Raw genomic sequence first — 13,424 nt, forward strand, 5'->3', positions numbered from 1 at the left:
CCTCTTCTAAATCTTTATCAAATCATATCGAAATCCCCATAGTGGATAGACAGTAATCGGTTCCGTTCAACAGGAGTTTCATTGTTGGCTTTGCACGCAACGAAACTCTAGCTATTATAGGGCGTTTTTCTGTCCGTCACGCTATTGTTCTGTTTCATTGTCTGCGTATAAAATGTCTTTCGGTAAAAGGTCGTTCTGTAAATATTTTATATCCGCTTTCGTCCAAAAATTAAAGTTCATTAAGCCCATTGTCCCGTTGTCAAACCAGTTGCCTTCTCTGTCTTGGATTTGCAATGTCCACTTATAAGCTTTACCATTTTTGGAAAACTCTTTCAGTCTTGCTATTCCTGTCAAACCGAAAACGAGTTGATTTAACATTTCATTTGTTTCGTCTTCGGTGTTGTCAAAGTGCCAATGAAAAGTTTCAAAATGGAGTGTGTTCTCTCGTTGGTCGGTCTGCAACAAAATATCAAATCCATTGTCGTCACGGCAAAATATTTCGAGCTCGCTGTCACTTTTCTTGTCGAATTTAATGTCAGGATACTTATTTAGTTTCTCAACTACTGTGTCTATAATATTTTGTTCTGTCATTAGTTTACGGTCGTCTTTTAAAATGCTCTATAACTCGTTTATATATACGAAACTTCCTGACTAATATCATCCCTTATTGGCAAGATAGGCGAAAGTTTTGTGCGGTTTTTTATTTTCAAATATAACTATTTTTTCAAGTTTTAATTGTTATTGTCGCATCAATTCATGTTGTGTAGGATTTTGATAATTTTTCTTGTTTCATTTTCCATTGTCTGCCCAGGGATTGATTGGCGAACTTGATTTTGTTTTTGCCGTAGTATTTGTTTAGTTTATCTACAACTGACATTAAAGGCTGATGTTTTGGATTTGAGGTGTTGCATAATAATAATTGGGTTTGGTCGTTTGGTGTTAACCCCATTACTAAACCAGCTGCACAAAGTCTTCTGACTTTGCGCTAAAACACAAACTGTACAAAGTATCTAGCTGTGTAATCCCAAAAGCTTTCAGGATTGCAGAGCTGGAGCATTAAATTCCAAAACCAGTCTCAGTAAAAAAGCCTAGTGTACTTCGTGTCTGCTTTGTGCTCCTAGTGGCTAAAATCAGACTATCCAAAAATCAGAAAATCAGAAAATCAGAACATCCAAAAAACCTACCTAAAACTTCCAATTTTAGCTTGCTCCAAAACAGTTCTAACTTCATCAATAATCGCCTCATCATCAATAGTGGATGGAATTTGAAAGGGTTCTCCATCTGCTATACTGCGCATCATTTTTCTAAGAATTTTTCCAGAACGTGTTTTTGGCAAACGCTGCACAAGTACTACATCTCGTAATGACGCTACGGCGCCAATTTGTTCCCGTACTAAATGTACCACCTCATATTGCAATTGGAAATGGGCAATATCTTCTCCAGATTTTGCTACCACCAATGCTAAAGGAACTTGCCCTTTTAGTTCGTCATTTATTCCAATAACCGCACACTCAGCAACTGAGTGATGGGATGCTACTATCTCTTCCATTTCAGCAGTGGAAAGACGATGTCCCGCTACATTAATCACATCATCCACTCTTCCTGTAATATAAATATAACCATCATCATCTTTAAATCCGCCATCGCCTGAAAAATAATAACCTGGGAATTTATTCAAATATCCCGCTTTGAAACGGTCATTATCTTTCCATAAATCCATTAAGGTTCCCGGAGGTAATGGCAATTTAACCACTACATAACCTTCTTCATTGGGACCCAATTCTTGTCCGTTTTCTCCAAAAATTCGAATGTCATAACCGGTTACCGCTTTTCCTACGGAGCCGGGCTTTATAGGTAAATACTCCACTCCCATCATGTTGGCTATCATGGGCCAACCCGATTCGGTTTGCCACCAATGGTCGATTGCTGGAACAGGAATGTGTTCGCGATACCAATCTAATGTCGCTACATCACAACGCTCGCCTGCTAAAAACTGAATTCGCAAACTGCTTAAATCATATTGTTTTATGAATTCCCCATTTGGATCTTCTTTCTTAATAGCACGAATGGCTGTTGGAGCGGTAAACATCACATTCACTTTATGTTCCGCAATGACCCTCCAAAACGTACTCGCATCGGAAGTTCGAATGGGTTTTCCTTCGAATAAAACGGTAGTATTTCTGTTTATTAATGGTCCATAAACGATATAACTATGTCCCACTACCCAACCCACGTCAGAAGCGGCCCAAAAAACATCGCCTTCTTTTGCATCGTAAATATGTTGCATTGAAAATTTAAGTGCGGTTGCATAACCTCCTGTATCTCTGACAATTCCTTTAGGTTTTCCCGTAGTACCTGAAGTGTACAAAACATACAAAGGATGCGTTGCTTCAACAGGAATACAAGGGGTTTCTTCCGAACCATAAACCAAGGCATCGTAATCCACATCGTATTTTTTAAACGGCACTCTAGCTCCTAATTTTCTATTGAAAACGACTACTTTTTCAGGTTGGTGATGGGCTAATTCAATAGCTTCATCGACTAACGGTTTGTAGGCAATTAATCGATCAATTTCTATTCCAGATGAAGCGGTGATAATCGCTTTGGGTTCGCAATCATCAATACGAATGGCTAACTCATGTGGGGCAAAACCTCCAAAAACTACCGAATGCGTTACTCCTATTCGAGCGCAAGCCAACATAGCAAAAGCGGCTTGTGGAATCATGGGCATGTAAATGATAGCCGTATCCCCTTTTTCTAAACCAAGTGATAATAATCCGCCAGCTAACTTAGCTACTTCGGTTTTAATCTCGTTAAATGTATACTTTTTAACAGTTTGTGTAACGGGAGAATCGTAGATAAGAGCTACTTGCTCACCATAACCATCTTGTATGTGTTTATCAACGGCAAGATAACAAGCGTTTAACTTTCCATCAGCAAACCACAAAGGATAGCCATTTTTATCAGTAGATAAAATGTTGGAAGGTAAATTATACCATTCTAATTGATTAGCCTGTTCTTTCCAGAATTCTTCAATAGAAGTGATGCTTTTATTATAAATATCGCAATAATTCATTTGTATTATTCCATTTATGTTATTTATTTTCTTTAGTAAATGTAGAAAATAAAATCATGCTAAATGAATTAATATTGCTAAATAGATATAGGTAAAATCTTTATTTAATTTTTAATTTATTCTTTAATTCTTCAAAGCCAAACCATTTTGGACAACTTTCAGAATATTCAAATTTATGATTGCCGTATTTTATGATGTTTTGAGAAAAAGCAGTACAATTTATAGTAGAAAATTCATTATCCAAATTGATTAATTCAATTTCATAATCTTTAAAATAATCTAATTCTTTATTTTTTAACTTGCGTTGAATATTATTAAAGATGAGATAGAATTTGTTTTTCTTTCTTCTAACTTTAATTTTATCACCACCTTGATTAAAACAGCCTGAGTAATTATGAATTATCGTCAACTCTTCACTATCTTTAATCGAATATATTCCAAGATTATAAATATCAATTGGTTCAGGATTTAATACATCTAAACAAAAATCAAGGTAGTAGGTGTTGTTATTTCTTAGAAAGAAAGCAAGAGTAGATTTCCATCCATAATAAGTTTTGTATTCTACTCTGTACTTACCATCAGATAAATTATGTGTATCTTCGTTTTCAAATTTGCTGACTATGCTATCATTAAAAATTAATCTATACTCGTTACCATAGTTAATATAATTATGCTCATAATTACACAAATTAAAACTGATATATAATTTGTTTTGAGAAAACAATGAAATAGAATAAAGACTTAGTATTATAGTTAATAATTTCATATCAATGATCTTAACTTAACAACTCCTCCACTTTCTCCACCACTTTCTTAATTGAAAACGGTTTTGTTAAATAAGCATCCGCACCAAGGGCTAATCCTTTTTCCACATCACTTTCTTTATTTTTAGCAGATAAAAACATCACTTTTGTATGGTGTAAATTGGCGTCTTTTCTAATTTGTTCTAAAGTAGCAAAACCATCAACCATCGGCATCATAATATCCAAAATGATGATATCTGGAAAATTGGTTTTTAAAATATCCAAAGCTTCTTGTCCGTCGCGCGCTATAAAGACTTCGTAATTGCTTTTCTTGAAAGTATATTCAAGCGTCATTACGATATTTGGTTCGTCGTCTACTATTAAAATCTTTTTCATCGTCTCTTAATTTTCAATATTATTTATCGGTAATGTAAATACAATACAAGCCCCTTTAACACTGGGTTCTACCCAAATTTTTCCTTTGTGATGCTCAATAATTTGCTTACAAATGGCTAATCCTAATCCGCTTCCTACCGGTTTTTTAAAATTCTGATTGGAAGCTTGATAAAATTTGTCAAATATAACGTCAAAATCGTTAGGATTTATCCCTTTTCCATTGTCTTGAACTGAAGTTTCAATAAAATTGTCTTTCTTTTTCACTTGTATCGTGATTAAACCATCCGTTTCTGGACAAAATTTTATGGCGTTTGATAATAAATTCGTTACAACTTGCACTATTCTATCTTCATCGTAATAAGCCAAAACGGTGTCTTTACTTTCCACATAAACACTAATATTTCGGTTCTTAATTAACTGTTTCAAAGGTTCAATAGAATTTTCAATGGTATCGATTACGTTATGCAGACTGGGATAGATCGTTTGTTTACCCGTTTCAAATTTTTCCAAATCTAAAATTTTATCAATCAAGCGATTCAATCTGTCCGACTCTGAAATAATATTTTGTAAAAACTGTTTTCGCAATTCTTCTGGAATTTCGTCATCATCGTGTAAAATCTCGCTCGCCGCACGAATTGCGGTAATTGGTGTTCGGAGTTCGTGCGTTACCGTATCTAAAAATTCATCTTTCTGAATATCTTTTCGTACCAACGTTTCATTGGCTTTTTGCAACTCGGAAGTGATTTTTTGGAGTTGGTTTGAGGTTTCAGTCAATTTTTTATTAATCGAAATGTTCTCTTTTGATTCTTCTAAAATTTTCAACACTTCTGGAAGTGTAATTTTCTCTTCTTTAACCACACTCGAAATCAGTATCCTTGCGGAAGCTGTTCCAATATGCCCCGTCAATAAATTTTCTGCAAATTTCACCAAACGCGCATCTGCCAATTCTTGATCTTTATCCACATTATATTTTGTATTAAAGATGTTCATGGCACGCTTGGTACGTTCTTCTCCTAAAAATCGAATTAATACTTTTTTAATATCACGTGTATAAGCTGTCCCTTTCCACACAAAAGCATTCTCATGATTGGTGCTATACTTGTCAATATCAACATACATTTCGGCATAATTACGCTCCCGATAATTTCCTTTAAAACTTACCGAAACCGCAAAATAGGTTATGGTATTAAAAAGCATACTCCAAAAAAAGGCATGCGGTACTGGTTGTAAATAATCCAATCCGAAAAGTTGGAACGGCTTTAACAAACCAATTTTCAGGAAACCTTCCGAGATAAAGGAACTTTCATTGTTGGTTAACCCAATAGCATAAGGTAATAATAAAGTGTAGATACAAATTAAAAACCCAATTAAAATGCCGTAGATAGCTCCTAATCTTGAACCTCTTCTCCAGAAAATGGCGCCGAAAAAAGCGGGTGCTAATTGGGCAATAATGACAAACGAAATCAATCCAATCGAAACCAAACTATAATCCAATGCAAAAAAACGATAAATGAAATATGCCGCTATAATCAGGGAAAAAATACCAATTTTACGAATATTGACAATTTTTTTGTTGTTGATGATTTGTTCTTCATTTTTTAATTTACCTAAGAATGTATACGGTATTAATAAGTTATTACTCAACATTGTAGACAAACTGATACTTGAAACTACAATCATGGAAATAGCGGCTGAAAATCCGCCCAAGAAAACCAAAACAGTCAAGGTTTGATTATCAAAAAACTGTGGAATTAACAAAGAATAGGTATCCGCATTTACATTTTTTCCTTCAAAGAGTACGTTTCCACCCCAAGCAATTGGATAGACAAAAATATTGAACAACAACAAGTATAACGGAAACAGCCATATTGCGGTTTTTATGTGACGCTCTCTGTTGTTTTCCACTACCGCCATTTGAAATTGTCTAGGCAATAAGAAAATTGCAAAAAGAGAAACCATACTCAAAAAGAACCAATTCAAACCTTGCTCTAGCCCACCAATGGTGTTTTTTTCTTTGAAATTTTTTAAGAGCGATGCTTTGGCATACAAATCATCGTAACCCTCAAAAACAAAAAAGGTTACGTAAATACCAACAATAATAAAAAAAACTAATTTTAAAACACTTTCTAAAGCTACGGCAGTAACAATTCCTTTACGCTTTTCGGAGGCATCTACATAACGGGTTCCATAATAGGAAGCAAACAAAGCTAAAGCGACCGCGACATAAGTAGTGGTATCATCAAAAATATAAGAACTTGAATTCGTTTGCGTTACAATGTGAAAAGTTTCGGATATCGCTTTTAATTGTAGCGCGATGTAAGGTATAATTCCAGCCAAGCAAACTACAGTTACAATTGCCCCAAGAAAACGACTATTACCATAACGAAGCGAAATAAAATCGGCAATACTTGAAATTTTATTCACACGAGAAATGCGAATGATTTTCTTTAAAATGATAATCCAAGCGGGAATGATAATGATGGGTCCAATATAGATGGGCAAATACCCCATACCCGTATTAGCCGCTACTCCAATACTACCATAATAGGTCCATGCCGTGCAATAAACGGCAAGCGATAATGCATAAATATAGGCATTATTCGTCCATTTGATGTTTTCTTTTTTTTCAGCCCAATGCGCAATAAAAAAGAGAATACCCAAATACCCTAACAGAATAAGTAATAAGACAGCACTATTCATAATAACGTTGTACTACAATCCACGACATTAAAACGGAAAACAACCAGACAGAAAAAATGTAAATATAAATGACTGGTAAACCCAATACACTATCAGCACTATCAAATAATAAAAGAATGGGGAGATTCAAAACCAATAGCAGTAATAACGATAAAACAACCAATTTTTGTTGATGTCTTTTTTTCATATTGAAGGCTTATTTGCATTAGAGATTCTAAAAATACAAACTCTGCTCCCGAAAAACAAGAGCAGAGTTGTAAAATAGTAGGTCAATGGTAGTTGATTTTTTGTCTAGTGTGCAGCACCTGCTTCACCCGCTCCAGAAGGAATACGAATATTTTCAACAATATCTTGTACGTCTTGTGGGGGTGCTGGAGTAAATTTACTTACCACCAATGCTACAATGAAGTTGGCCACCATGGCAACGGTTCCAAATCCCTCAGGAGAAATTCCAAACCACCATTCTGATTTATCTGGTAAATCTCCTATCCATCCTAATTTGTATTTCGCCATATAGTATAACATTAACAACATCCCAACAATCATTCCTGCCACTGCACCTTCTTTGTTCATACGCTTATGGAAAATTCCTAAGATAATCGCAGGGAAGAAAGATGCTGCCGCTAGTCCGAAGGCCAGTGCTACTACTGCCGCCACAAATCCTGGTGGATTAATTCCGAAATAACCCGCAATCACGACAGCTACAGCTGCTGAAATACGTGCCGACCATAACTCGCCTTTCTCCGAAATATTTGGGTTTACCATTTTCTTAATTAAATCGTGTGATACCGCAGCCGAAATCACCAATAACAAACCAGCAGCTGTTGATAAAGCAGCAGCTAAAGCGCCCGCAGCAACTAATGCGATAACCCAGTTTGGCAATTTTGCAATTTCTGGATTCGCCAATACCATGATATCATTATCAATGTATAATTCATTAACACTTTCTGGATTTGGTTGGTCTTTTTGTGGTTTTCCATCTTTCAATACAAAGGCATCGCCTTTAACATACTGAATTTTACCATCTGCATTTTTATCATTGAACATCAAAAGACCCGTTTTTTCCCAATTTTTAAACCATTGAGGCATCTCAGCATACTCTTTATTGCTTACGGTCTCAATTAAGTTCGTTCTAGCAAAAACAGCTATCGCTGGTGCAGTTGTATATAAAATGGCAATAAAAACTAAAGCTAAACCAGCCGATTTACGGGCGTCTTTTACGTTTTTAACGGTAAAGAAACGAACGATTACGTGAGGTAATCCTGCAGTACCAACCATTAAAGCTAAAGTAATAGCGAAAACATCTAACATAGATTTTGAACCATCTGTATATTCCGCAAAACCTAATTCTGTTGATAAACCGTTTAATTTATCCAATAAATAAACATCTTCACCTGCAACGGTACTACCCATTCCTAATTGTGGAATTGGATTTCCTGTCATTTGAATCGAAATAAATATAGCAGGAACCATGAAAGCAAAAATCAATACACAGTATTGTGCTACTTGTGTATATGTAATACCTTTCATCCCTCCTAAAACAGCGTAAAAAAGAACGATAATCATTCCGATGATTACCCCCGTATTGATTTCAACTTCTAAGAATCTTGAAAATACAACTCCTACTCCACGCATTTGACCCGCTACATAAGTAAAAGATACAATCAAAGCACAGAAAACAGCTACCGAACGTGCAGTTTTTGAATAATAACGATCTCCAATGAAATCAGGCACCGTAAATTTTCCAAATTTTCTAAGGTAAGGCGCTAAAAGTAATGCTAAAAGCACATATCCTCCGGTCCAACCCATCAAATACACCGCACCATCATAACCCGCAAAAGAAATAATTCCAGCCATTGATATAAAGGATGCAGCTGACATCCAATCGGCAGCAGTTGCCATACCATTTGCCATTGGTGAAACGCCTCCACCAGCAACATAAAACTCTTTTGTAGAACCAGCTCTAGTCCAAATTGCAATTCCAATATATATAGCAAACGTAATTCCTACGATAATATAGGTCCAAATTTTTACATCCATGATTTTTATATTTTAAATTAAATTAATCGTTGTCAAAGCCATATTTTTTATCCAATTTGTTCATCAAACGAACATAGACAAAAATTAAGATTACGAAAACATACATCGATCCTTGTTGGGCAAACCAAAATCCTAATGGAAATCCTCCTAGTTTAATTGCGTTCAATTGATCCACAAATAGAATTCCAGCTCCGTACGAACACAGAAACCAAATGCTTAATAAAATCAGAAGGTATTTTAAATTTTCCTTCCAATAAGCCGTAGCGTGTTTTTGATCACTCATAATGAATAGTTTTTTTTAGTTGTTATAAATAGATTTGTAATTGTATAATAAATTCTCCTTTATATGTATCAATATTGTCAACTGCTGTATACACAGGACGAGTAGAATATTGTGTAGTAATTTTAGCATGATGCCCATCCAAGAAAAAGTTGGCACCAATATCAAATTGATTACTAGCTTTATCCAAGGCCTCAAAGTTTTTATAGGTATAAGCACCATAAGGCTGAATTCTTACTTTTGGTTTTTCACTACTTGTTGGTAACAAAATACCCGCTTGTGTATACCATATATTTCCTGTTCCAATCATCGCTTGAAGATTACCTGCTCCAGCTAACGCAGGTGATCCTGTAAATGAAGGATCTGTGATGCTTTCATTCATAATACCAAGATTTCTTAAATAATTAGGTCCGAAATCATAATTATAAAAAACACTGTAAGCGGTAATAGCCATTTTTTTCTCTTTAGCCCCTATAGGCATATCCAAGAAAATATCTCCTGCAAATAAGTTAATGGCATGCTCTTCTATTACGCCATTCACTGAAGTTTGGGTTCCTTTTGGAGCATTGTAAAATCCAGCACCTATATTAAACATTTTTTTTGTGCCTAAATAAGTACCCACTTTATAAGGTAAAAAATTAGACTCTTTATCAAAGAATTGGTACTCCACATAACCTGCTTTTGACCATTGCGTCGCATTATTGTTGTCTACCGCTCTAGCTAAATTAGCATCCGTTACATTTGTTGGGTTTTGATTCGTTGCAAAAGGTTTATTGATGCTAAAACGATATTCCCATTTGTTGTATTTTCCTTTTGCAAAAATTCCAATTTGTCGTGCAAACTGATCCGAATTTTCAATTAAAGGCCAATTGAAAATAGGAGCATCTACTGTCAAATAATTTAAGGTAGAAGACATCGTCATACGAGATAATCCCATATAGTAATGCAATCCCGCTCCAACAGACAAACTAAAAGGTTTTGACTCTTGTGGTAAAACTACTGCATATTCATTCCATGCATCATGAAAAAACAAACCTGGCTTTTTACCTGCACCATAACCACCCGTTCCTGTCGAACCCGATGCACCGCCATTAATAAAAGTTTGGTTGTTGATCCCTATATGCGTTAAAATCATGTAACGAGGAGAAATTTGTGCATACGCTAACAGTCGTAAACGACGTAGACCTGCATCTTCATAGCGCGATAACGATTCATCTCCTATCTGGGAACCCGGATTCAAATCAGTGGAACGAAGCCATACTTGATTCCAAGCAATAAAACGCATGTATTTACTCCCTTCCGGATTTAAATTGAATTTTAAACCGCCACCATATTCAGGTGACCCCTGAGCGGATGCTAACAGGGTAATAAGTAATCCTGTAATTGTTAGTAATTTTTTCATATCTATAATTTGGTTAGTTGCGCATTTTGGCTTGACCAAATTCTAAAATTATGTTAATGAAAAAAATTACAATCTATATTTTTGTTAAGATGTATAGTTAATCTTTAAAACGTTCCCATTTTATAAGCATGAATTTATCGCCAAGCTCGGTAATAATCATACCGGCCCCCGACAATTGGTCTTTATTCTGAAGGTAGGCTACTAACTCATTATGCTTAAATATTTTATAAGTGGGATGGTAATTCGGATGGGGTGGTTTTTTAATCTTAAATTCTTTTACCCAATTGCTAATAGAAACATGAGAAACCCCTATAATGCGCTCAATTTCTCTGAAACTTAACCCTTCTAAATACAATTGCAAAGCTTTTGTCACATAATAGTCATCTATCTTTTTTCCTAATTTATTAACGGTGAAGTAATAACTACACGATTTGCATAAATAACGCTGCCTATCTTTGATGATACCGCTTTTTACAATCGCATCGCTTTGACATTTCGGACAGGATAAAATCTCCATATATATAAATTTTGCATAAATATACTAATTTTGCAAAATATACAAAAAACAATATCATAAAAAAAAGATTTTATTTTTTCACTTCTTTTAATTTTTAGGTTTTAAATTTAAGAATTACACAATTTTAACTACAATTGAATGCATTTTTAATTTTACTGTTTTACTAAAAACAGCCCTTTTATTTATAAAAATATAGCTATTTTGTGTACTTTTACTAAAAACACAAACAATGCAATTTGATACTAAAGAAACCGCGGCTGCGACCCTATACAAACTTTTAACTGGTACAATTATTCCAAGACCCATTGGATGGATTTCTACTATAGACAATCAAGGAATTAGCAATCTTGCTCCTTTTTCATTTTTTAATATCGTCTCGGAAGACCCACCTTATGTTATGTTTTCAACGGTTCGAACAGCGAACCAAAACAAAGACACGCTTAACAATGTGCTAGAAAACAAACAATTTGTAGTCAATTTGGTAACCGAAGATTGTGTAGTACAAATGAATACATCTGCTCAAAATGTAGCGCCAGATGTCGATGAGTTTGAACTTGCCAACGTAACTCCTATTGATTCTGTTTATATCCAACCGAAACGAGTTAAAGAGAGTCCGGTTCACCTTGAATGTGAAATGGTGCATCATTATTTCATTGAAAACCATCAAAATGGAGGTGCCTGTATCATTATTGGAAAAGTAATAACGATGCATATCGAGGATCGTATTCTTATGGAAAACCATAAAATCAACTTAGAAGTATACAAACCCGTGGCTCGTTTGTCAGGGTCTAATTATAGTAAACTTGGAGCACTATTCTCCATTAAAAGAGGGTAACAATGAATAAAGAGCAATTAGAAATCGATTGTGCAATGCAAATTCAAAAACCAATTCATGACGTTTTTGAAGCCATAATAAATCCTGTAAAAATGGCCAACTATTTTATTGCAACCAGCACCGGACCTATGGAAGAAGGTAAAAATCTGATTTGGAAATTCCCCGAATTTGATTTCAAATGTCCTGTTAAAGTTGGTCAAGTAATCCCAAATCAATACGTTTCGTTCTATTGGGAAAATGCAGGAATTGAGTTATTAGTAGCAATCACGCTATCAGAAAAAGAGAACAATTCCACTCTAGTTCGCATTACAGAGAAAAGCATGGAAAATAATGAAGAAGGTTTAAAATGGCTATCAGGAAACTCTTTCGGATGGGCAAACTTTCTCAGCTGTTTAAAAGCTTATTTAGAATATGGCATCAATTTAAGAAAAGGCGCTTTTGATTTTATGAGAACATAAAAAAGGGTGCTACATGAGCACCCTTTCCCTATCTATTAGTGTATAAGATTATCCTAAAACCTCTTTCACTTTTTTACCAATTTCAGCTGGTGAATCTACTACGTGAATTCCGTTTTCTCTCATGATGCGTTTTTTAGCTTCTGCTGTATCATCAGCACCACCAACGATTGCACCTGCGTGACCCATTGTTCTTCCTTTTGGAGCGGTTTCACCTGCGATAAAACCAACAACTGGCTTACGGTTTCCGTCAGCTTTAATCCAACGTGCAGCATCTGCTTCTAATTGCCCTCCAATCTCACCAATCATGATGATAATTTCCGTTTCAGGGTCGTTCATCAACAATTCAACAGCTTCTTTAGTAGTAGTTCCAATAATTGGGTCACCACCAATTCCAATTGCTGTTGTAATTCCTAATCCTTGTTTCACTACTTGATCAGCAGCTTCGTATGTTAATGTACCTGATTTAGATACAATTCCAACTGTTCCTTTTTTGAAAACAAAACCTGGCATAATCCCAACTTTAGCTTCTTCTGGAGTAATAACACCTGGACAGTTTGGACCAACTAAACGGCAATCTTTTCCTTTGATATAATCATACGCTTTAATCATATCTGCCACTGGAATACCTTCGGTAATACAAATGATTACTTTGATACCAGCTTCAGCAGCTTCCATAATTGCATCAGCAGCAAATGCTGGTGGAACAAAAATAATTGAAGTATCAGCTCCAGCTTTTTCAACAGCATCTTTAACAGTATTAAAAACAGGTCTGTCTAAATGCATTGTTCCTCCTTTTCCTGGAGTTACACCACCTACAACATTTGTTCCGTACTCAATCATTTGAGAAGCGTGGAAAGTTCCTTCGCTACCTGTAAATCCTTGTACAATTATTTTTGAATTTTTATTAACTAAAACGCTCATGATATATGAATTAAATTGTGTTTAAATTTGTGATGCAAAAGTAAGTTTTTTACCAA

General features: G+C 35.2%; 14 protein-coding genes. 2 read left to right on the forward strand and 12 right to left on the reverse strand.

The genetic code is table 11. The features are described 5' to 3' along the window. Positions 1 to 141: 141 nt before the first annotated feature. The 11 genes from BUE95_RS11365 to BUE95_RS11415 all read right to left on the reverse strand — a co-directional run bounded on the left by BUE95_RS11365 (position 142) and on the right by BUE95_RS11415 (position 11,154). Positions 142 to 591: a hypothetical protein gene (locus BUE95_RS11365; RefSeq protein ID WP_073584601.1), complete on the reverse strand. Its 450-nt coding sequence runs from the start codon at positions 589 to 591 to the stop codon at positions 142 to 144. 163 nt (positions 592 to 754) lie between these two features. Beyond that, positions 755 to 949 (reverse strand): DUF4113 domain-containing protein, encoded by a 195-nt coding sequence (locus tag BUE95_RS13930; RefSeq protein WP_317041537.1) that lies wholly within the window; start codon positions 947 to 949, stop codon positions 755 to 757. 231 nt (positions 950 to 1,180) lie between these two features. Next, positions 1,181 to 3,076, reverse strand: coding sequence for an acetate--CoA ligase (locus BUE95_RS11375; RefSeq protein ID WP_073584603.1), 1,896 nt, complete (start codon positions 3,074 to 3,076; stop codon positions 1,181 to 1,183). A 100-nt stretch (positions 3,077 to 3,176) separates the two neighbouring features. Beyond that, on the reverse strand, positions 3,177 to 3,842 hold the full coding sequence (locus BUE95_RS11380; RefSeq protein ID WP_073584605.1) for a hypothetical protein: 666 nt from the start codon (positions 3,840 to 3,842) through the stop codon (positions 3,177 to 3,179). Between the two features lie 10 nt (positions 3,843 to 3,852). Then, entirely contained in the window at positions 3,853 to 4,215 is a 363-nt protein-coding gene (locus BUE95_RS11385; protein WP_073584607.1) for a response regulator transcription factor, read from the reverse strand. Between the two features lie 6 nt (positions 4,216 to 4,221). Continuing rightward, positions 4,222 to 6,915 carry an ATP-binding protein gene (locus BUE95_RS11390; RefSeq protein WP_073584609.1) on the reverse strand — a complete coding sequence of 898 codons (2,694 nt, stop codon included), beginning with the start codon at positions 6,913 to 6,915 and terminating at the stop codon, positions 4,222 to 4,224. Further along, positions 6,908 to 7,102, reverse strand: a complete 195-nt coding sequence (locus tag BUE95_RS11395) for a hypothetical protein (RefSeq protein ID WP_073584611.1) — start codon at positions 7,100 to 7,102, stop codon at positions 6,908 to 6,910. The genes BUE95_RS11390 and BUE95_RS11395 overlap by 8 nt, the downstream gene beginning before the upstream one ends. Positions 7,103 to 7,206: 104 nt before the next feature. Then, positions 7,207 to 8,955 carry a sodium:solute symporter family protein gene (locus tag BUE95_RS11400; RefSeq protein ID WP_073584613.1) on the reverse strand — a complete coding sequence of 583 codons (1,749 nt, stop codon included), beginning with the start codon at positions 8,953 to 8,955 and terminating at the stop codon, positions 7,207 to 7,209. 22 nt (positions 8,956 to 8,977) lie between these two features. Further along, the gene (locus BUE95_RS11405) at positions 8,978 to 9,238 is read right to left on the reverse strand and encodes a DUF4212 domain-containing protein (protein ID WP_073584615.1); all 261 of its coding nucleotides are present in this window, start codon (positions 9,236 to 9,238) and stop codon (positions 8,978 to 8,980) included. A gap of 22 nt (positions 9,239 to 9,260) precedes the next feature. Beyond that, positions 9,261 to 10,637, reverse strand: coding sequence for a porin (locus BUE95_RS11410; RefSeq protein WP_073584617.1), 1,377 nt, complete (start codon positions 10,635 to 10,637; stop codon positions 9,261 to 9,263). A 97-nt stretch (positions 10,638 to 10,734) separates the two neighbouring features. Then, positions 10,735 to 11,154 (reverse strand): IS1/IS1595 family N-terminal zinc-binding domain-containing protein, encoded by a 420-nt coding sequence (locus tag BUE95_RS11415; RefSeq protein WP_073584619.1) that lies wholly within the window; start codon positions 11,152 to 11,154, stop codon positions 10,735 to 10,737. Positions 11,155 to 11,383: 229 nt separating this feature from the next. On the opposite strand from BUE95_RS11415, the gene BUE95_RS11420 reads away from it, so the two are divergent. Next, positions 11,384 to 11,989, forward strand: a complete 606-nt coding sequence (locus BUE95_RS11420) for a flavin reductase family protein (RefSeq protein ID WP_073584621.1) — start codon at positions 11,384 to 11,386, stop codon at positions 11,987 to 11,989. 2 nt (positions 11,990 to 11,991) lie between these two features. Beyond that, complete coding sequence (locus BUE95_RS11425) at positions 11,992 to 12,447, forward strand: SRPBCC domain-containing protein (protein ID WP_073584623.1); 456 nt, start codon at positions 11,992 to 11,994, stop codon at positions 12,445 to 12,447. 48 nt (positions 12,448 to 12,495) lie between these two features. Here BUE95_RS11425 and sucD read toward each other — a convergent pair whose 3' ends face one another. Then, a complete protein-coding gene (gene sucD, locus BUE95_RS11430; protein WP_073584625.1) occupies positions 12,496 to 13,368 on the reverse strand; it encodes a succinate--CoA ligase subunit alpha in 873 nt (290 codons plus the stop codon). Between the last annotated feature and the right edge of the window lie 56 nt (positions 13,369 to 13,424).

Source organism: Flavobacterium cucumis (genome assembly GCF_900148835.1).
Lineage (GTDB): Bacteria > Bacteroidota > Bacteroidia > Flavobacteriales > Flavobacteriaceae > Flavobacterium > Flavobacterium cucumis.

Excerpts from the sequence above, each read along its gene's own strand:
- BUE95_RS11365 (WP_073584601.1), bottom strand. The coding sequence starts at position 591 with ATGACAGAACAAAATATTATAGACACAGTAGTTGAGAAACTAAATAAG.
- BUE95_RS13930 (WP_317041537.1), bottom strand. The coding sequence starts at position 949 with ATGGGGTTAACACCAAACGACCAAACCCAATTATTATTATGCAACACC.
- BUE95_RS11375 (WP_073584603.1), bottom strand. The coding sequence starts at position 3,076 with ATGAATTATTGCGATATTTATAATAAAAGCATCACTTCTATTGAAGAA.
- BUE95_RS11380 (WP_073584605.1), bottom strand. The coding sequence starts at position 3,842 with ATGAAATTATTAACTATAATACTAAGTCTTTATTCTATTTCATTGTTT.
- BUE95_RS11385 (WP_073584607.1), bottom strand. The coding sequence starts at position 4,215 with ATGAAAAAGATTTTAATAGTAGACGACGAACCAAATATCGTAATGACG.
- BUE95_RS11390 (WP_073584609.1), bottom strand. The coding sequence starts at position 6,915 with ATGAATAGTGCTGTCTTATTACTTATTCTGTTAGGGTATTTGGGTATT.
- BUE95_RS11395 (WP_073584611.1), bottom strand. The coding sequence starts at position 7,102 with ATGAAAAAAAGACATCAACAAAAATTGGTTGTTTTATCGTTATTACTG.
- BUE95_RS11400 (WP_073584613.1), bottom strand. The coding sequence starts at position 8,955 with ATGGATGTAAAAATTTGGACCTATATTATCGTAGGAATTACGTTTGCT.
- BUE95_RS11405 (WP_073584615.1), bottom strand. The coding sequence starts at position 9,238 with ATGAGTGATCAAAAACACGCTACGGCTTATTGGAAGGAAAATTTAAAA.
- BUE95_RS11410 (WP_073584617.1), bottom strand. The coding sequence starts at position 10,637 with ATGAAAAAATTACTAACAATTACAGGATTACTTATTACCCTGTTAGCA.
- BUE95_RS11415 (WP_073584619.1), bottom strand. The coding sequence starts at position 11,154 with ATGGAGATTTTATCCTGTCCGAAATGTCAAAGCGATGCGATTGTAAAA.
- BUE95_RS11420 (WP_073584621.1), top strand. The coding sequence starts at position 11,384 with ATGCAATTTGATACTAAAGAAACCGCGGCTGCGACCCTATACAAACTT.
- BUE95_RS11425 (WP_073584623.1), top strand. The coding sequence starts at position 11,992 with ATGAATAAAGAGCAATTAGAAATCGATTGTGCAATGCAAATTCAAAAA.
- sucD (WP_073584625.1), bottom strand. The coding sequence starts at position 13,368 with ATGAGCGTTTTAGTTAATAAAAATTCAAAAATAATTGTACAAGGATTT.